The sequence below is a fragment of the Bacillus sp. 1780r2a1 genome (assembly GCA_024134725.1).
Lineage (GTDB): Bacteria > Bacillota > Bacilli > Bacillales > Bacillaceae_H > Priestia > Priestia aryabhattai_A.
In genome coordinates, this window is sequence record CP099863.1 from 1,591,281 (window position 1) to 1,611,485 (window position 20,205).

Below are 20,205 nucleotides of genomic sequence, written 5' to 3' on the forward strand. Positions count from 1 at the left end.
GCGTTATGGGCTATTTTATACTAAAACGAATGATGTCAATTGTTCCTGTATTTCTTTTTGTAATGCTTATTACAACTGGAATGATTCATCTTTCGTCTGTTGATCCAGCTGAAGCATATTTGGCAGCAGCCCATATCCAGCCAACAGATGAGATTTTAGAGCAAAAAAGACAAGAATTTGGATTAGATCAACCATTTTTTCTTCAATATGTACATGCAATTATCAGGATATGCCAGCTTGACTTCGGCATATCCTATCTTTCAAATCAGCCGGTTTTAGATGAAGTAATGGTCCGCTTGCCAGCTACGCTGCAGCTAGCTTTTGGAAGCTTTGTAATTGCGATCATTGTCAGCGTCCCTTTAGGGTTTATCGCTGGAATAAAGAAGAATAGTGCTGTTGACCATATCAGCCGAGTCATCTCTTTTTTCGGAGCATCTATTCCTACATTTTGGTTAGGATATATTTTAATCTTTTTCTTTTCTGTTAAGCTTGATCTGTTTCCGGTGGAAGGGATTGGGACTTGGAAGCATCTTGTGTTGCCAGCGATTACCCTTGCTATTCCGCTAATTGCTATGTATACAAGGCTACTGCGTACGAGTGTTCTAGAGAACTTAGAAGAACCCTATGTGTTATTTGCTAGAACACGAGGAATTAGTGAGAGGGTAATTATGACAAAGCACGTCTTACGGATTGCTATTTCTCCAATGATTACGGGACTTGGAATGAACCTTGGTAAGTTGCTTACAGGAACAATCATCGTTGAATCGGTCTTTTCGTGGCCTGGGTTTGGCCGCTATTTTATTGAAGCAATTTTTAATCGAGATATTCCTGTCATTCAATGCTATGTGTTAATTGCGGCTGTTTTATTTATTGTTAGTAGTTTGATTGTGGATTTAATTCAAATGTACATTGATCCTCGGATTTCAAGGAAAGAAGGATAGTAGTGATGAAGTTAGGCATTTATAAACTATTTAAATCTCAAAAGGTAATTGCAATTTGTTCGATTATATTAGGGATTCTTTTTATCACTGCTATATTCGCTCCTTTCATTGCGCCTAATGATCCAATTGCTGTTAATCTAGCTCATAAGCTTCAGTCACCGTCTTTTGAATATCCGCTTGGAACGGACCATCTAGGTCGCTGTACGTTTTCACGTCTTTTATATGGAGCGCGCATTTCATTGGGGTTTGCGACGCTTATTTTCGTTTCATCACTGGTAATAGGGTTATTGGTGGGAGCCTTTTCAGGATATAAAGGTGGTTGGATTGATCAGTTTTTAATGAGGCTATGCGACGGTATTATGGCGTTTCCAAGTCTAATTCTTGTTCTTGGACTTGTTGGTATACTTGGACCAGGACTTTCACAGGTTGTTTTTGCCTTAATCCTTGTGCAGTGGGCTTATTACGCGCGGATGTTTAGAGGAATGGTACTGAGCTTAAAAGAACAAAATTTTATTGCTGCTGCGAAAGTTAGCGGTTCATCACAATGGAAGATTATTCGAAAGCATATCATCCCAAACGTACTGCCTCCACTTGCTGTCATGGGTACACTCGAAATGGGATGGGCCATCATGGATATATCTGCAATGTCTTTTCTTGGACTAGGAGTCCAGCCTCCAACACCAGAGTGGGGCGCAATGATTCATGAAGGGAAATCCTATATTCGAACAAACCCTGAACTAATGCTGTATCCAGGCTTAGCCATCATGCTTGTCGTGGTTACGTTTAATTTATTAGGTGAAGCTTTATCAGAGCGATATGGAAGCAAACGTCAGTTCTAAAAGGAATGAAGAAGTTGGAACATATTTTACAAGTGAAGAATTTACACGTATACAAAAAAACAGCGAGTGGCCACACTTCTTTGGTTCAAAATATTAATTTAAATCTAAAGCGTGGCGAAGTGCTAGGATTAATAGGAGAAAGTGGCTCAGGAAAAACTGTCACCAGCACAGCAATCCTACAGCTGTTTCAGCAAAAAAACGTACATGTCGATGGGAGTATTCTTCTAAACGGTAAAGAGCTTAACGGACTGGATGAAAAAGAAATGCGTACCGTTCGTGGTAAAGAAATTGCCTTTATCATGCAAAACCCAATGAATGCTTTCACACCGGTTTTTACAATTGGGCATCAATTTGTTGAAACGATTCGCTCTCATACAAAATGGAATAAGAAACAAGCTAGAGAGATGGCTGTGGAAGCGATGAAAGCCGTCAATTTACCTGATCCAGCCAGCATTTTAAAGCAGTATCCTTTTCAGCTAAGTGGGGGCATGCTTCAGCGCGTGATGATTGCTTTTGCGGCTTGTTTAAATCCAGCTGTTATTATTGCAGATGAACCGACAACTGCTCTTGATGTTTATAATCAAAAGAAAGTATTACTTCATTTAAATAATATTCGCGCTGATTATGGGTCAGCTATTTTATTAATTTCGCATGATTTAGGCGTGATTGCTGAAATGGCTGATCAAGTAGCAGTTATGAGAAAAGGTGAAATCGTAGAACAAACAGATGTATTTAAATTATTTGATTATCCAAAGCATGAGTATACGAAGAAGCTTTTACAATCTAGACCCATGTTAAATCTAGATTAATCATTAATTCGTAAAGAGGTGAAGAAATGACTTTATTACAAGTGAATAACGTTAGCCATCGCTATAAAAGCAGAAGTTTTTTTAAAAAAGAAAGCCATTCAAGAGAAGTGCTTTCTGATATCTCATTTTCTATAGAAAAAGGAACATGTCTAGGACTGCTTGGGACAAGTGGAGCCGGTAAAAGTACGTTAGGGAAAGTAATCCTTGGCTTAGAACAGCCTGAGCATGGTGAAGTCTTATTTCAAGGTCATAATCTTTACAAAGCAGATAAGAAAATTCATCAGCAAATTCGCCGTGATCTTCAAGTGGTGTTTCAAGATTCATATTCTTCGGTTAACCCCCGTTTAACAGCAGAACGCATTATTGCTGAACCGCTAGAAAACTACGAAAGCTTAACGATAGCACAGCAAAAGAAAGCTGTTATCGAACTGTTGGAAAGAGTAGGACTTAGTGAAAATGATTTGAAGAAATATCCTCATCAGTTTAGCGGTGGACAGTTGCAGCGAATTAATATTGCAAGGGCAATTGCATTAAAGCCAAAATTAATTGTATTAGATGAAGCGGTTAGTAGCCTGGATATGGTGACCCAAACATTAATACTAGAGCTATTGCAAGGATTAAAAGAAGACTTCCAGCTATCTTATCTTTTCATTACGCATGATATTAAAGCTGCGTATACAATCAGCGATAGAATTGGAGTATTAGAAAAAGGAAAACTAGTACAACAGTATGATTCAAAACATGAGTTTTTCACTTCGGAACATTCAGCAGTGAAAGAAATGAGAAGCTCGATTCTTGCAGAGCATCCGCGCTTTCGTTCGATTGGAACAAAAGAAAAAGCGTATGCCCATGCGTAAAAAAGCCTTGGTTTTTATAATCAAGGCTATTATCTTTGAAAAAAGGAGCGTGGCTTATTGAATTATCGTACATATCTTGCTTTAGCTATTCCACTCACCATTTCAACGATGACGACACCCTTATTAGGAGCTGTCGACACGGCCGTGGTTGGACGACTTTCAGATCCAGCGTATATTGGCGGTGTAGCAGTTGGAGCCCTTATTTTTAATACATTATACTGGCTGTTTGGTTTTTTGCGCGTTAGCACATCTGCTTTTGCAGCACAAGCTAATGGAGCCAACAGCTCTGAGCAAGGAATACTTGCATTGTCGCGTCCATTTTTAATCGCTCTAACCGTTGGACTTATTTTTATTATGCTACAGGTACCGATTCAGCGTGCAGCTTTGGCAATTGTGTCTCCAGATGCGGCAGTAAGCCAATTCGCAGTTGAATATTTTACAATTCGTATATGGGGAGCACCCTTTACATTAATGAACTATGTGATTTTAGGTTGGCTAATGGGAATGGCTAAAATCAAGCATTCGCTCTCGTTGCAAATTATCACGAACGTGTTAAATATGACGCTTGCCATTTTATTCGTAGAGGTTTTTTCTTTTGGCGTTAAAGGCGTTGCAGCTTCTACATTAATAGCCGAAGTCACAGCGTTTAGTTTAGGACTATTAATTGTTTCTAAAGCATCTCCGTTTAAGTGGAAAACACCTTCAGTAGGTATTCTATTTGATACAGCATCTGTAAAAAAAATGTTTAATGTGAATAAAGATTTATTTATACGTACGATTTGTTTGTTAGTTGTTATTAACTTATTTACAGCTAAAGGTGCTTCGTTCGGCACGGAATTTTTAGCAGCTAACGCAGTACTATTTCAAATTCACTATATTATGGCTTACTTTTTTGATGGCTTTGCAAATGCTTCAAGTATTCTTGTTGGAAAAGCAGTAGGGTCCCAAAATCGAAGTTTGTATATCCAAACTTTATCTCTATCGAGGAAGTGGGCCGTTATTGTAGCTTTTGTAATAGCAGGAGTATACGCAGCTTTCTTAGAACCAATCGTTAAGCTCTTTACGACTTTACCCAGCGTGATTACGCTTGCGACTGAATATGGAGTATGGCTCATTTTATATCCTTTTGTGGCTTGTTTTGGGCTTGTTATGTACGGGGCATTTACTGGAGCAACATATATTGCACCAATTCGAAACTCAATGATTTATGCGATGCTTTTATACATAGGTGCACAGGTCGTTGCGACGCCTATATGGCATAATCACGGGCTTTGGCTGGCGTTTATTTTATATACGGTTGGAAGGTCGGTATTTTTAGTTATGTATCTTCCTAGCTTAAATAAACGATTTTCAAGTCAGTCGAACGCAGCTTAATAAATGTTTCAAAGGGTAGAAAATTGGAAAGAAACACGCGCATCAGTTATTCTGTAAATAGAATAACTGATAGGAGGCAATATAGATGATTACAGAACAGGATATAAAGCACCTTAAGCGCTGTGTGGAATTGGCTGAAAGCGCGCTTGAAGAAGGAAACCAGCCGTTTGGTTCTATTCTAGTTTCAGAAGATGGCAACGTGCTTTTTGAAGACTATAACCGTATTTCAAGCGGTGACGATACGCAGCACCCTGAATTCTCAATCGCGCGCTATGCAGCCGAGCACTTATCAAAAGAAGAGCGAGCGCGTGCAATTGTTTATACATCAGGTGAACACTGTCCCATGTGCTCAGCTGCGCACGGTTGGGTTGGGTTAGGGAAAATTATCTATGCAAGTTCATCGAACCAGCTAGCCCAGTGGCTGCACGAGCTAAACGTTGCTCCGTCACCTGTGCGTAACCTATCGATTCAAGAAGTGGTGAAGGATATTGAAGTAGAAGGACCTGTCCCTGAATTAGCTGAGGAAGTTCGGAAGCTGCATGTGAGGCTTCATCAGAAATAATGAGAGTAAACCTGCTGAAGATGATCAGCAGGTTTTTTATTGTATATGCTGTTTCAATTAATCTTAAATTTTCGTACAATAAAAAATAGTAAGATAAAAAAGGAGAAGGTTATGTTAAAACCTATTGGTAAACACATTTATTATTTAGATCATCAGCCTGAAACGGACCGACCTTTGCTAGCAGCTGTTGTTGGGGAGAAGCACTGTCTAATGATTGATAGCGGTAATTCACCTGCTCATGCTGAACTATTTCAAGCGCAGCTTCAAAACGTTACGGAAAAAAAGATTGATATTGTCGCGCTTACTCATTGGCACTGGGACCATACGTTTGGACTACAAGCTATTGATGCTGTAAGCGTTGCACATGATTTAACAAAAGCTAGATTAAAAGAATATCAGTCGTTTGCATGGGATAACGAGGCGCTAGATCAACGAGTGAGAGATGGAATTGAAATTGAATTTTGTCAGGAGATGATAAAAAAAGAGCTGCCTGACCGCTCTAATTTACATATTCAAACACCTGTTATTACATTTGATAAAAGCTTAGAAGTTGATTTAGGGGGCATAAGCTGCCGAATCGAGCATATTGGAGGCGACCATGCAGAAGACTCCTCAGTCATCTACATTCCAGAAGAAAAAATGGTGTTTTTAGGCGATTGTTTAAGCCCTGACTTTTATAGCGGAAGCTGGAGCTATGATTCTAGTATGTTAGAAAAGGTTATCGAACAAGTACGCTCTTACAATGCAAACTGGTATGCAACATCTCATGATCATGTAGAAACAAAAGCTGAGCTCTTTAAATATCTCGACCAGCTACAGCAGCTATCCAAAATTGCTGAAGATTATCTGTCTGAACAAGAAATGCTTACTAAGTTTAAGGAAGAGGTACATAGAAGTCCTAATGAAGAAGAAAAAGAGCTACTGGACTATTTTCTACAAGGTAACCGAAAGAAGGAAAAGCAATGAAAGTATTAGAACTTAATCAACATGATTTGGAATTAATTGAAGCGGCTAAGCAAAAGATTACGGCACTGTATGAAGATGATAAGCATCATGTAGGAGCAGCTATTCGCTTAGCAACAGGTGAGATTATCTCTACTGTTCATATTGAAGCGTACATTGGCAGAGTGACCGTTTGTGCAGAGGCCATCGCTATTGGAAGTGCCGTTTCAAATGGGTATAAAAGCTTTGATACGATTGTAGCTGTAAGGCACCCTTATAGTGATGAAGAAGATCGAACCATTCGAGTGGTGAGCCCATGTGGAATGTGTCGCGAGCTTATTTCAGACTATGCACCAAACTGCTACGTGATATTGGAAGTAGACGGTAAATTAGTGAAAACGACAGTTGGAGAGTTACTTCCTCTTAAGTATACAAGAAGATAAAAGAAGTAATGATTAATGCTCGGAAAGTCTGCTAAGGAAAAGTAGGCTTTTTTTAATGAAGAGGTTACTTTTTAGTGACTATATTACTTGGAAGTACGTACTTTTTTTATCTCTTTATACGCGTCATAATGAATACATATCTAATGAATGTGATTGTTTATAAAAGCTTATAAATGGTTAATTTACAGAATATAATCGTAAAAGGAGATGCAAACAATGAAAGAAATACTAAAAGGTAAGCTTGGATTCGGTACAGCTCCACTTGGGAACATGTACAGAAACATTCCAGAAGAAGGAGCCATAGCTACAGTAGATGCTGCATGGGAAAATGGAATTCGCTATTTTGATTCAGCACCTTTTTACGGAGCAGGATTAGCAGAAATTCGACTGGGAAAAGCACTATCACATCGAAATCGAGATGAGTATGTCTTAAGTACAAAAGTTGGACGAGTCATCTTAGACGAGTTAGAAGATCCTTCAGCTCGTGATTTTGGTGAAAAGGGTGGCCTGTTTGAATTTGGAAGGAAAAATAAAATTATTAACGACTATAGTGCAGATGCAACGCTCCGTTCGATTGAACAAAGTCTAGAACGTTTAAAGACTGATCGTATCGACTTTGTTTATATTCACGACGTAGCGCAAGATTTTTACGGAGACGAATGGCTAGCTCAATTTGAATCAGCAAGAACAGGGGCTTTTCGAGTGCTGACTCAGCTTCGTGAAGAAGGGGTTATTAAAGGTTGGGGGCTTGGTGTCAACCGTGTCGAGCCGATTGAAATAATGCTTGAATTAGAAGAAGCAAAACCAGACGTATCGCTTTTAGCTGGGCGCTACACGCTTTTAGACCACGAACGTGCACTACAACGGGTAATGCCATCAGCAGTAAAACACAACATGGCTATTGTAGTAGGGGGGCCATATAGTTCCGGAGTTCTTGCAGGTGGCACACATTTTGAATATCAACCAGCATCACCGGAGATTATAGCCAAAGTTGAAAAGATGAAAGCAATTGCTGAGCGTCATCATATTACCATTAAGTCTGCTGCTTTACAGTTTGCACTTGCAAACCCTGCAGTGTCGGCTGTTATCCCAGGAGCTAGCCGACCTGAGCGTATTTTAGAAGATAAAGAAGCATTAAATACAGCAATTCCAGCCGCTTTCTGGGAAGAAATGCGTAAAGAAAATCTTGTGGCACCACATGTACCACTACCGGCTAACTAAGTGAAAAAAACCTCATTTTTCTACTTGTGTAGAGATGAGGTTTTTTTATTTGATAGGGTGCTAATCACTCCAACATACTCTTAAAAGCATTTATATGATAAAATAATACAATTGAGCAACGCTATTTTAATGAATTAAAGATATAAGGTGATTAACTAAATGAAGGTAATTATTGCAGAAAAACCAGATCAAGGGCTAAAGCTAGCGTCGCCTTTTTCGTTTAAAAAGCGGGACGGCTATGTGGAGATCGCCCCGAATCAGTTGTTTCCAGAAGGAGCATATTTAACGTGGGCAATTGGACATTTATGTGAGCTTGTACCACCCGAAGAGTACGATCAAAAGTGGAAAAAATGGTCGCTTGATACGCTCCCGATTGTGCCCACGCAGTTTCAACATCGCGTAACGAAGTCAAAGTGGAAGCAGTTTTCAATTATTAAAGATTTACTACATAGACAAGAAGTGAATGAAGTTATTATCGCAGGTGATGCTGAGCGTGAAGGGGAGGCAATCATTCGAATCATCCTAACCCTTTGTAAAAACAGGAAGCCGATGAAGCGCCTGTGGATTTCTTCGCTAACGCCAAAAGCCGTGGTACACGGTTTTGAAAACCTGTTAGAAGAACAAGAAACAAGAGATATTTATTACGAAGCGTTAAGCCGAGCGTGTGCGGATTGGTTAATCGGAATGAACGCTTCTAGAGCATACACGCTCTTGCTTCAGAAAAAAGGAATTTCAGACGTTTTTTCGACAGGACGAGTGCAGACGCCCACGCTTGCTTTGATCGTTAAGCGCGAGCACGAAATTGAAAATTTTAAGTCTGAACCGTTTTGGGAAGTGCTGGCTACTTTTAATATGGACAACAAAATATATCACGGTAAGTGGCATAAAGACGGTGAGTCTCGCTTGACCGATGAGCAGATGGCCCATAAAATTATGCAGTTTTGTAAAGGGAAAAATGCGGTTATTGATTCCATTGAAAAGGAGCGCAAAGAGTTTCAAGCACCGTTTTTATTCAACCTTTCCTCATTACAAGCAACAGCTAATAAAATGTTCAAATACTCACCGCAAAAAACGCTTGAAATTGCGCAAAAGCTGTATGTGAAAGGGATTATCTCTTACCCAAGATCTGATTCTAGCTATGTGACAAAAGAAGAAGCGGGAATGTTCCCAGATACGCTTGCAAAGATTAGTGAGCTTGGTGCATTTAAGGAGTTTTTCCCTCTTCCTATTGAGTCCATTATGAACAATAAACGGTACGTAAACGAAAAGAAAGTAACGGACCACTATGCCATTATTCCAACAGAGCAGGTGACAGATCCAGCTAAAATGTCAGGGGAAGAAGCCAACATCTATACGCTCATTGTCAAAAGATTAATTGCAGCACACTATAAGCAAGCCATTTTCGACTATACGACTATTCATACAATCGTCGAAGGACGGGCAACGTTTATTTCAAAAGGAAAAGAGCAAATCCAAGAAGGCTGGCGCAAAGTGATTTATGGGAAGCAAAAAGAAAAAGACGCGGATGAGGATGAACAAGACCTGCCTTCACTAGAAGAAAAAGAAGAAGGAATTGTTCAGGATGTAAAGGTAAAAAACGGAAAAACACAGCCTCCAAAGCGCTATACGGAAGGTCAGCTTATTACGCTAATGAAAACAGCCGGAAAGCATTTAGATGACAATGAGCTTGTAAAAGTGTTAACAAAGACGCAGGGGCTAGGAACAGAAGCCACGCGTGCAGGAATCATTAGCGTCCTACGTGATCGCAAGTATATTGAAGTGAAGAAGAATCAGGTGTTTGCCACGAATAAAGGAAAAGTACTAATTCAATCAATCGGACCAAGTATCCTTGCATCACCTGAAATGACGGCTAAGTGGGAGCAGCGTCTTCATGAAATTGGTCAAGGAAAAGCATCTTCTCAAGAATTCATGGAACAAGCGAAGAAGCTTTCTCTTAAATTAATTGAAGATGCAAAGGAACAAAGCAACCAGTGGTCGTTTGACGGCTTTGATCTCAGCGAGTTCAAGCAAACAAGAGGTGAAAAAGGTGGAAAAGGCAAGACGACCGGAACAAAAGTAGGAAGTTGCAAAAAGTGTGATGGTGACATCGTTGACAAAGGAACGTTTTATGGCTGTTCTAATTATCAAAGTAATCAGTGCAGTTTTACATTTTCAAAAAAGATTCTTGGCAAAACAATCTCGCAGGCAAATGCGAAAAAGCTGTTAAAAGACGGACAAACGAACCTTATAAAAGGCTTTAAAAAAGGAGACAAAACCTTTGACGCGAAGCTTGAGCTCAAAGGAGATAAAACGCAGTTTTTGTTTGAAAAATAAAAGATGAAAATTTGTTGTTTCTAAAGCTGAAGATTAAACAAAGAACGGAGCTGTCACCTAACAGCTCCGTTCTTTGTTTAATTTCTTTATAGCTTACGCGCAACAAATCGATCAATAATACGGACCGCTTCTTTAGCACCGCCGCACTCTTGAAAGCTTTGATTAATAGACTGAATTCCTTTTTTATACTGCTCATTAGCAAGCACTTCGTTGACCGCTTTTTTGAGCGTATCTGAATTGACGTGCTCTTTTTGCAATCTGTATCCAGCATCAAGTTCGGTTAAGCGCTGGGCAACCATCGGCTGGTCTTTATCATGGGGGATAACCACCATTGGAACGTTAAAATGAATGGCTTCGTTTACGCTGTTCATGCCTCCGTGCGTAATAAATACATCTGTGTGCTCAAGGACCTTTAGCTGAGGCACGTAAGCAGAAATGATAAAGTTTTCAGGTGCTTCTTTAATTTGATTCATGTCAGCGCGTTCACCTGCAGCAATGACCACTTTACCATCGAAGTCTGCAAAGGCATCAATGCACATGTTGAAAAAAGCTTCAGTGTGATCAAGTACCGTGCCCATTGAAATAAACAGCACTTGTTCATTCTTTAGTAGATTGATAGGAAAGTTATCTTTATCAGCACGGTTAGGAAAAGTCGGACCAATGAAGACTTTTGATTCATCAAATTGCTCATTGTTAGGCTGGAAATATGAGCTGGTAAATACAAATGTTAAATTAGCAGTGTTGTTCATAAACTGCTGGATGTTTTCTGGCTCCACACCGTACTGCATCTTCATTTTTTCAAGAAGATTTAGCGCTTCTTCATTTGGTTGTAAGTGAGATAGAGGCATGTTTTTGTGAAATTCCTCTGGAAATAAAAAGGAGGCTGATGAGCACACGCCAGGAATTTGTAAGTAGTCTCTTACAAGCTGGCCAGCACCAAATTTTTCGTAAAACACAAGATCAAATGTAAATTCTTCACATAATTTCTTTGTCACTTCTAACGTATCCAGGGAATTTTGAATATTCATGTTTAAAAACGTATGTAACCCTTGTGTGGAATGCGTATCAATTTCCAATTTGCTTAACAAATCAGGCTGAAGGTGTACGGTTGCTCCTGCGCCTTCTAAGCGCCCCCTGAATTTTTCAGCTGTAATATAGTGGACGCTGTCACCTCTTTCTGTAAAAGCTTTTACAATACCGATAGTAGGATTGACATGTCCTTCTGCAGGAAAATTAACCATTAAAATGTTTGCCACTTAAACCACGGCTCCTTATCTATATACTTAAAATCTGTTAGGTACTGATTTTAAGCAAATGTAGTAAGCTCCCCATTCATAAATAAATGGTAGGCAATGGAAACATTTTTATCATACTTTTTGAAAGGGCGCAATAAATATGGCTTCTATAATAGTAATATAGTGGAAAATAGTGAAATGGATATATGAAAGCCTGTTCCAATAGTCCCTAAAAATAAAAAGGAAGACAGCAGAAATAGAAGTTGAAAGAGTAAAGTTGATTTTAATTGCGGAGGGTTCAAGGAAGTAGATAGCTAAAATTATAACCAAAACAGTAAGGGACCTACAGGCGATGATTTGTAGGTTCCTTACTGTTACCTGCTGAAAAATTAATTGGAGTTTTTTCTTCCGTAAGGCGTTCTATGCCAGTTCACTATGATAAATAGGAGAGCTATAATACATAAAGTGAAACTTAGGTATAAATAGGATAGATCTAAATCGTTTGTATATAAACTATAGATTAGTTGAAGAAACCAATAAAATGGGTTAAACATAGCTATTATACGTACAATATCTGATTCTAAAAATAGACCTAATCCAGGAATCGATATAAGAAAAACAAATGTAATTGGCTTCAAGATGGCGAGAGCTTGTGTCTCGGTTGACGCGTAAAAGGCCATTGATAAACCAAGTACTGTGCCAAGCAAAATGCCGATAATTATGATGAACAATATCGGTACTATGTTAAAAGGAACGTTTAATATAAAGCTACATACAACAAAGTCAACTAAAGTAATGATAGAAGCGACCGTTAGTTTAGCTAAAACAGGTATAGCAGGATGAGCAGGTTGAACATGCTGTAAGTCTATTGTTTTATTTTTTCTCTCTTCCACTAGGCTAAATAACAAAATCATTCCAAAGAACAAAAATGATCCGTAAAGGTTAAAAGCATACACTTTATTAAACAATGTAGGACTAAGCTTTCCAGCTTCAATTGGTTTACCATCTAGTATTGCTGCTGCTTTTTTTACAGACTCAGGAGATTCTCTGCCATCAGTGATTAGTTTACCATTCATAAAGCCTATTTTAGTGTCTAAGTCCCTTACCTTAGTTTTCATGTCCTCATAAGAACTTACTTCATAGACCATAATTTCAGCTGGTATAGTTACAGGTTGTTTTGTATCTTTCAGTACTACAATCTTTGGCATATCTGAATATGTCTCTGTTATGCCAGAAGCACCAAAGGCAGTAAATATAGGAAAAGCGATGATAAGCCAGATTAATATATTGCGACGTGCGAGTAGTAAATCTTTTAGCATAAAAGTAAAAAAAGTATTCTTCATAACCTGAACCCTCTCTCAAACATTAACTTTTTAAAGATAAAAATACTGGCTACATAAAATATAATTGAAAATAAAAACAATCCAGTATATGAACTAGGCGCAGGACCTTCAGTTAGATATAGATAGTAATAGGTCTTAATAAAGGGTTCAAATGGATTGAATGGAATAGAATCAATATTCCATAGCGGCAAAATAGCTCTAATCATAACTGCAAAGATAAAACCTGTAACAATACTACCTACTAGCATGACAATACTTTGTTTTTTTACAATCATAGCTAACAGAACACCACTGCTAATCATTACTAGAGAAAGAATGAGGGTCAAAAATAAAAACTGTATAACAAACTCTATTTCGTTTATTCTTGGGATCACAGCCAGAAATGAAGCTATTAAAATAATAAGCAAAAGTAGTACATGTTTACTAAAGAAGTACTGGGTAATACTTCTGCTAGTTCTCATAACTTGTATCATATTTGTATCAATATCCTCGGATATTTGCATTGCAGCCATCCAGAACAAAAGGTCAATTAAAATAACAACATTAAAAATGGTTAGCCATGGCATCCACTGTTCGACCCATTGAATATGTTGAAAACCAAAAGACAGAACGTTAATTCCTAAAGCCATACAAAAGATATATCCGAAAATTAAAGCTACTATATTATTTCTAATTAGCTTAATAAATTCAATTTTAATCATCATGCTTCTCCTTTTAGTCCTCGACCTACTACTTTAATGAAAATCTCTTCAAGGCTAGCTTCTTGAGAATGAATGCTGTCAAAACTCTTACTATTTATAATGTTAGTTAGCATAGTTAAATCATCTTGTTTGGAGAAAGTTTTCTTTTGTCCGTTGTGTTCAACTGTAACTACTTGTTTACCAAATCGCTTTTTATAATTTTCTGGTGTATCTAATTCAATAATCTTGCCTTTATTGAAAAAAGCAATTCGATCACATAGTTTTTCAGCTTCATTCATATCATGCGTTGTTAGAAACATGGTAGTGCCATTTTTATTCAAGTTTAAAATAATTTCTCGTACATAAGCTGCTATTTCTGGGTCCATACCTGATGTAGGTTCATCCATGAATAGAACTTCTGGCTTTGTAACTAAAGCTCTTGCTAAAACCAGCCTTGTTTTCATACCTTTAGAATAGTCCCCAGCTTTTTTATCTTTGGATTTAAACAAGTCCATTTTCTTTAACATATCAAGAACTTCTTCTTTAGGTGTTCCATAGATTTTAGCGTGCAACATTAAGTTTTCGTATCCAGTTAATGTAGGGTACAGTACATCATTTTCAAAAGCAATTCCTATCTTCTTATAAAAAGAATATTTTACTTTAGACATATCTTGACCCAAGATAAATACTTTACCGGGTGGAGGAGAAATAAGCCTTGTTAATAGCTTAATGGTAGTGGATTTACCTGCACCACTTGGGCCTAAAAATCCAAATATTTCACCTTTTTTCACTTCAAAAGATAAATTGTTTACAGCATGACTTTTTTTGTCATAAGAATATGTTAGTTCATTTACTTCGATTGCTTTTTGCATAAAATATTTCTCCCTTTTCTTATTTTTGAAACAAATTTAACTTTTTGTTTCATTTTTTATAAATCTTATAATAATTTTGAAACAAAATCAATGATTTGTTATAATATTTTTGAGGTGAAATAAAATAATGGATGGTTTTAAAATTAGAACGGATAAAAAGAGAGAGTTAATTATTGAATCAGCTCTTGAATTGTTTAAAGTGCTATCTCCTAGAAAAGTTTCTATTCGCGATATTGCATCAAAAGCAAAGGTTTCAGTAGTTACAATCTACAATTACTTTGGAAGCAAAGAAGGATTAATGACTGAAATTGTGAGGTTTGTGCTGTTTCAACAGCTGCAACTTGCTCAAGAGATTACTAAATCTAAAGTAAAAATGGATGAAAAAATAGCTAAGCTAATCTTTACAAAAACAGAACTTCTTACTCAATTTCATCCAGAGTTTATCGAATTAATGATGAATGATCCAGCAATGAAAAAGATGATAGAAGAAGAATTTATTTCAAAGACTTATGAATTAATAATAGAGTTTATTAATGACGGTAAGCGTGAAGGTATATTTTCAAAAGAGATTCCAAATGAAATGATTATGAAAGTAATCGAACTTTACAGACAAGATATGGCTTCTAAAAGTAGCATTTTATTTAGCGGAAAAAATGTCAACGATCATGAAACCATTTTGAGGATTCTCTTATATGGTATATCAGGGTATAAAGAATAAGGTCGAAAGTCTAAATTACATTTTAATTAATATAATTAGTAAAATTAGATTTATCTTTATAATAGTTTGAGTATCTAAAAAGATTTTAAGAATGTCTTAAAGTCTTTTTTTATTTTTAACAAATCATTAAACTTGTATGATAATCCTATAAATGGTATATTTCTTTAGGCTGAGGACATTACTTATATACTGTTATGTACTTATAAAAAGATAGTAAGAGGGAGGAATTTACTATGAGTAACCAGCAGGCTGCACAGGCTCCGAATGTAAAAGCTTTGCCGATTATAGCTTCGTTTCTGATCGCTGGGTTCATCGGGTTATTCAGTGAAACGGCTTTAAATATGGCTCTGCGTGACTTAATTATTGGCTTTGGTATTCATGAGACAACGGCACAGTGGCTTACAACAGGATACTTATTAACGCTTGGTATTTTAGTACCAATTTCAGGTTTCATTCTTCAATGGTTTACAACGAGGCAGCTATTTATTGCGTCACTCATTTTTTCCATTATTGGCACGTTTATTGCAGCAATCGCACCAACATTTAGCGTGTTAATGATTGCTCGCGTGGTGCAGGCCATTGGAACAGCACTTCTTTTACCCCTAATGTTTAATACGATTTTGGTCATTATTCCGCCTCATAAGCGTGGAAGAGCGATGGGGATTATCGGTCTTGTAATTATGTTTGCACCAGCGGTTGGTCCAACAGTATCAGGGTTGATTTTAAAAACACTTACTTGGCACTGGATCTTCTGGATTTCACTGCCATTACTGCTTGTGGCATTAGTGTTTGGAGCATTTTTTATGCAAAACGTTACAACACCAACAAAGCCAAAAATTGATATTCTGTCCATTATTCTTTCAACCATTGGCTTTGGTGGGATTGTGTACGGCTTTAGCAGCGCTGGAGAAGGCGGGGGCTGGGGAAGTACCGAAGTAATTATCGCGCTTGTTGTTGGAATTTTAGGATTGGTAGTCTTTTCAATTCGTCAAGTAAAGATGAAAGAGCCAATGCTTGATTTAACAGCATTTAAGTACCCAATGTTTGTTGTTGGTCTTCTCTTAATTTTAGTTTCGATGATGGTTATTTTGTCATCCATGATGATTTTACCATTATACTTGCAAACATCACTAGCTCTATCAACATTTGCAGCCGGATTGATGCTTCTTCCAGGAGGAATTGTGAACGGACTTCTTTCACCTGTAATGGGTGGGCTATTCGACCGTTTTGGCCCTAAGTGGTTAGTTATTCCTGGTCTTATCATTGTAGTAGCGACAATGTTTGGCTTTTCAACGATTTCACTTGAAACGTCAACATCGCTTATTGTTGCTTTGCATATTGCTCTTATGATTGGCGTTTCCATGATTATGATGCCGGCTCAAACAAATGGTTTAAACGAGCTGCCACCAGAGCTTTACCCACACGGTACAGCAATTATGAATACGCTGCAGCAAGTAGCCGGTGCAGTAGGAACAGCGGTTGCAATTTCAATTTTATCGTCAGGTTCCAGAAGCTTTATGGAATCTGTATCAGACCCAACCGATCCATTAAATGTAGTGCTTGCGTTTACCAAGGGTGTTCAAAATGCCTTTATCTTTGGTGCAATCGTGGCTGTTGTTGGTTTGATTATTTCGTTCTTTATTAAGCGAATTATTGTAGATAACCAAGAGCAAGCACATTAAGATAACGAAAAGAGTGGTTCTAGATTGAACTGCTCTTTTTTTATTTTTATAAAAGTAAAAAAATGATTAAAATTCAAGTATATATAAAGAGGAAGTTGCGTGTACAAAAAGACAATGAGTATGGAGTTGGAAAGTTTGAGCAGGTGTACAATCAACTAGGCTTAAAAGATTTAAAATCAGGAGAATTTAAGGAGTAAAGCGGAAAGGAAGCTAGGTTTAATGACCTAGCTTCCTTTATTTATGAAAAGAAAATGAAATTTTATACACTGTTGACACTATTTAGAAAGCGAGTTATAATCCTTGTTATTGAAAATAGTAATCATTCCTATTTTCTTGTGAGTATAAAAATGATATAGAGGTAGATGTGATGAAGCAAGAGGTAGAGTTTATTAAATTAAGTCCTACACAAAACATGACAATCTTAGTTAAGAGTCATCATTTCAATGGAGACTATCAACAAATAGCTTTAAAGATGATGGCGTACGATCATGTGTATGCAGAGCAAGTAGGTTTTATTAAAGAACCCAAAGATGGAAATGCAGATGGGCACCTTCAAATGGCTGGAAATGAATTTTGCGGAAACGCTTGTATGTCTTTAGCTGCATTTATTACTCATCAAAGAGGCATTGAGGAAAATGGGATATCACATTTATCGATTGAAGCTTCAGGAGCTGAGGAGTTGATTGCCTGTCAGGTGCGAAAAGTAGAAGATGACTATAAATGTCGCATTGCGATGCCGCTACCTAAACGAATTGAACCCAGAGTTATAGAGTACGAGAATACATATGTTCATGCTTACTCAGTTGAGTACGAGGATTTTCTACACATTGTGCTTGAAGTAGACGAAGTTGATGAAGAGATGAAAACAGCAGCAGAAGTACTTGCACGCTCCCTAGAAGAAAGTTTCCCTGAAACTACGCTAATTGGGGTGTTACTATACGAAAAAGTCAGATCTTACTTAGCCCCACTCATCTATATTCCTAAGCTAAACAGCATGGTATGGGAAAGGGGATGCGGATCTGGAACAGCTTCAATAGGTGCGTATCTTGCATTTTTATCAAAACAAAAGATTAGTGCAGAGATTAAGCAGCCTGGCGGTGGTATTCGTGTATTTGGAAAGTATGAAAATGGATTTGTGAGCCATGTGCAAATTGAAGGCACAGTTCGCATTGTTGCTCAAGGAAAGGCATTTGTTACTGTATAAAACGTAAGATTGGAGATGATTGTGTGGAAGAACTATTAAAGTTTAAACATAAGCTACTGGACTTTTCAGGTAAGTTTAATTATTGGGCTTCACAATACGACAGTACCGATCAGCATTGTGAAGAGCTAGAGAAATTAATTAACGAATATACAGCATTTATTATTGATGAATCTAACAGAGAGAAGTGGTTCTTACTTCAGGTAGAAGACATCAATGAGGAACTACTTACAGAACTACAGCAGATTTCGGCTCGTTGCGTAGCGATTATGGAAAAGTATCGCGCTCTTCAATTGCTTGGTGGACAATCAAACATTACTGATTATTTCAAAAATATCGAGTCTTGTATTGAAGAAGAGTTTGGTAATTTCCAAGTGAAACCCACTTCTAAAGTTCTATTAGTTGGCTCTGGAGCTTTTCCGATGACGCCACTATTGATTGCAAAAAAAACAGGAGCAGAGGTTATTGGTATTGATATTGACGACGAAGCCATCGAGCTAGGTGGAGAAGTATTACGCATACTAGGTGACGGACTGAATGTGCGAGTTCAAAATAGTCAACTGGACCAGTTAGAGTGCTTAAAAGATATTACCCACGTTATTTTCAGCTCTACTGTGAAGGAAAAATACGACTTATTAGATCAGCTATATAATCTAACGAGAGATGAAATAACGATTGCTATGAGATATGGTAACGACTTAAAATCACTGTTTAACTATCCACTTAAAGAAGTCAATAGCGAAAAGTGGATGCTCGTTGAACAGGTGTTGCGTCCGAATCAAGTTTTTGATATCGCGCTTTATCAAAAACAAAGAAAGGGTGAAGCAGTTGAAGTCGTTTAAGAATGTTTTGGTGTTGGGAACTGGACCAACCGCTTTACAGCTAGGATTAAACTTTAAGAAAGCTTTAAGCAGTAGAGTTGGTATTGCAGGAAGGACTTCTGTGCGTTCAGAAAAATTTTTTGCTTCCTTAGCTGAACACGGTCATCTCGTTCAGGTAGCTGTTCAAAATCGAAAGCATGAAAAGATGCAGGGGCAATTTATAGTTGATGATATATTTTTTCAGTATGAAGAAGTGGTTGGAGAATGGGATACGCTTATTTTAGCCGTCACAACTGATGCATATCTAGACGTATTAACCTCGCTTCATAAAAATACGTTAAAAGATGTGAAGGCCGTTATATTAATATCACCGACTCTTGGCTCAAATTACTTAGTACATCACTATATGAAACAGTTTAACCCTCAGGTTGAGGTCATTAGTTTTTCTACATACTTTGGAGATACACGTTGGTTAAGCTCTTATCCTTCAAATCAAGTGTTAACAACGGCTGTAAAAAAGAAGATTTACTTAGGCTCTACGAACTCTTCGTCTGAAGCGGTTGAAAAGCTTGTTAATCTGTACAAACAGTTAAATTTAACAATTGAAGTAATGAAAACACCGATTGAAGCAGAGACGAGAAACATTTCTCTATACGTGCATCCTCCTTTGTTTATGAATGAATTTTCACTCAGCTATATTTTTAAAGAGGAAAAGCATCTGAAATACGTATATAAAATGTATCCAGAAGGGCCGATTACGCCTTCATTAATTAAGAATATGCTCAATCAATGGAAAGAAATTATGAGCATTATTTCAAGGCTTAACGTTAAACAATTGAATTTACTGAAATTTATGACGGAAGATAATTATCCTGTACGAAGAGAAAGTTTGTCTTTACACGATATCGAAAAGTTCAGTGAGTTAGAGAGTATTCACCAAGAATATTTGCTGTATGTACGATATGCATCTTTACTCGTCGATCCATTCTCAGAGCCCGACCAACATGGGCGCTACTTCGACTTTTCAGCAGTTCCGCTTCAAACCGTATTTGTGAATAAAGAACAAAAGTTTGATATTCCACGAATGCCTAAAGAGGATTATTATCGGCTGAAAATGATTCAAGCAATCGCTAGATACGTAGAGTGTGATTGTCCAACTATTGATCAGTTTTTAACAGCGTATAAAGAGAAAGTAAGGGCATTCTCAGAAGCTTATGAAGATGTAAAGCTTTCAGCCGCATTTTCAAATTTAGCATTTGAAGATGATATAAGCATGATTTATCAAGCTCTTGATAAACAAATAGTAAAACAATAGAAAAATGGAGGAACAA

General features: G+C 37.5%; 19 protein-coding genes. 15 read left to right on the forward strand and 4 right to left on the reverse strand.

Going from position 1 to position 20,205, the window contains the following annotated elements:
• Positions 1-5 precede the first annotated feature (5 nt).
• The 10 genes from nikB (at position 6) to NIZ91_08040 (ending at position 10,322) form a co-directional block, all read left to right on the forward strand.
• The gene (gene nikB / locus NIZ91_07995; GenBank protein ID USY56583.1) at positions 6-941 is read left to right on the forward strand and encodes a nickel ABC transporter permease subunit NikB; all 936 of its coding nucleotides are present in this window, start codon (positions 6-8) and stop codon (positions 939-941) included.
• 5 nt (positions 942-946) lie between these two features.
• A complete protein-coding gene (gene nikC / locus NIZ91_08000) occupies positions 947-1,780 on the forward strand; it encodes a nickel ABC transporter permease subunit NikC (GenBank protein ID USY56584.1) in 834 nt (277 codons plus the stop codon).
• Positions 1,781-1,785: 5 nt separating this feature from the next.
• A complete protein-coding gene (nikD, locus tag NIZ91_08005) occupies positions 1,786-2,589 on the forward strand; it encodes a nickel import ATP-binding protein NikD (protein USY56585.1) in 804 nt (267 codons plus the stop codon).
• Between the two features lie 26 nt (positions 2,590-2,615).
• Positions 2,616-3,446: a nickel import ATP-binding protein NikE gene (gene nikE, locus NIZ91_08010; GenBank protein USY56586.1), complete on the forward strand. Its 831-nt coding sequence runs from the start codon at positions 2,616-2,618 to the stop codon at positions 3,444-3,446.
• A gap of 57 nt (positions 3,447-3,503) precedes the next feature.
• Complete coding sequence (locus NIZ91_08015; GenBank protein USY56587.1) at positions 3,504-4,820, forward strand: MATE family efflux transporter; 1,317 nt, start codon at positions 3,504-3,506, stop codon at positions 4,818-4,820.
• A gap of 85 nt (positions 4,821-4,905) precedes the next feature.
• Positions 4,906-5,382, forward strand: a complete 477-nt coding sequence (locus tag NIZ91_08020; GenBank protein USY56588.1) for a nucleoside deaminase — start codon at positions 4,906-4,908, stop codon at positions 5,380-5,382.
• Between the two features lie 111 nt (positions 5,383-5,493).
• Positions 5,494-6,348, forward strand: coding sequence for an MBL fold metallo-hydrolase (locus NIZ91_08025; GenBank protein USY56589.1), 855 nt, complete (start codon positions 5,494-5,496; stop codon positions 6,346-6,348).
• Positions 6,345-6,767: a cytidine deaminase gene (locus NIZ91_08030; GenBank protein USY56590.1), complete on the forward strand. Its 423-nt coding sequence runs from the start codon at positions 6,345-6,347 to the stop codon at positions 6,765-6,767. Before NIZ91_08025 ends, NIZ91_08030 begins: the two co-directional genes overlap by 4 nt.
• A gap of 216 nt (positions 6,768-6,983) precedes the next feature.
• On the forward strand, positions 6,984-7,988 hold the full coding sequence (locus tag NIZ91_08035) for an aldo/keto reductase (protein USY56591.1): 1,005 nt from the start codon (positions 6,984-6,986) through the stop codon (positions 7,986-7,988).
• Positions 7,989-8,147: 159 nt separating this feature from the next.
• Positions 8,148-10,322, forward strand: coding sequence for a DNA topoisomerase III (locus tag NIZ91_08040; GenBank protein USY56592.1), 2,175 nt, complete (start codon positions 8,148-8,150; stop codon positions 10,320-10,322).
• A gap of 86 nt (positions 10,323-10,408) precedes the next feature.
• Here the strand turns inward: NIZ91_08040 and NIZ91_08045 are convergent, their stop codons facing one another.
• The 4 genes from NIZ91_08045 to NIZ91_08060 form a co-directional block, all read right to left on the reverse strand.
• Complete coding sequence (locus NIZ91_08045) at positions 10,409-11,578, reverse strand: UDP-glucosyltransferase (GenBank protein USY56593.1); 1,170 nt, start codon at positions 11,576-11,578, stop codon at positions 10,409-10,411.
• Between the two features lie 368 nt (positions 11,579-11,946).
• Positions 11,947-12,900: an ABC transporter permease gene (locus NIZ91_08050; GenBank protein USY56594.1), complete on the reverse strand. Its 954-nt coding sequence runs from the start codon at positions 12,898-12,900 to the stop codon at positions 11,947-11,949.
• Positions 12,897-13,604, reverse strand: coding sequence for a hypothetical protein (locus tag NIZ91_08055; protein ID USY56595.1), 708 nt, complete (start codon positions 13,602-13,604; stop codon positions 12,897-12,899). The genes NIZ91_08050 and NIZ91_08055 overlap by 4 nt, the downstream gene beginning before the upstream one ends.
• The gene (locus NIZ91_08060; GenBank protein ID USY56596.1) at positions 13,601-14,452 is read right to left on the reverse strand and encodes an ABC transporter ATP-binding protein; all 852 of its coding nucleotides are present in this window, start codon (positions 14,450-14,452) and stop codon (positions 13,601-13,603) included. Before NIZ91_08060 ends, NIZ91_08055 begins: the two co-directional genes overlap by 4 nt.
• 127 nt (positions 14,453-14,579) lie before the next feature.
• Between NIZ91_08060 and NIZ91_08065 the strand changes: the two genes are divergently transcribed.
• From NIZ91_08065 to NIZ91_08085, 5 genes are all read left to right on the forward strand, one after another.
• Entirely contained in the window at positions 14,580-15,170 is a 591-nt protein-coding gene (locus NIZ91_08065; protein ID USY56597.1) for a TetR/AcrR family transcriptional regulator, read from the forward strand.
• A gap of 233 nt (positions 15,171-15,403) precedes the next feature.
• Positions 15,404-16,852 (forward strand): DHA2 family efflux MFS transporter permease subunit, encoded by a 1,449-nt coding sequence (locus NIZ91_08070; GenBank protein USY56598.1) that lies wholly within the window; start codon positions 15,404-15,406, stop codon positions 16,850-16,852.
• A gap of 367 nt (positions 16,853-17,219) precedes the next feature.
• The gene (locus tag NIZ91_08075) at positions 17,220-18,056 is read left to right on the forward strand and encodes a diaminopimelate epimerase (protein ID USY56599.1); all 837 of its coding nucleotides are present in this window, start codon (positions 17,220-17,222) and stop codon (positions 18,054-18,056) included.
• 23 nt (positions 18,057-18,079) lie between these two features.
• A complete protein-coding gene (locus NIZ91_08080; protein USY56600.1) occupies positions 18,080-18,895 on the forward strand; it encodes an SAM-dependent methyltransferase in 816 nt (271 codons plus the stop codon).
• Positions 18,882-20,189: an opine metallophore biosynthesis dehydrogenase gene (locus NIZ91_08085; protein ID USY56601.1), complete on the forward strand. Its 1,308-nt coding sequence runs from the start codon at positions 18,882-18,884 to the stop codon at positions 20,187-20,189. The genes NIZ91_08080 and NIZ91_08085 overlap by 14 nt, the downstream gene beginning before the upstream one ends.
• Positions 20,190-20,205 lie beyond the last annotated feature (16 nt).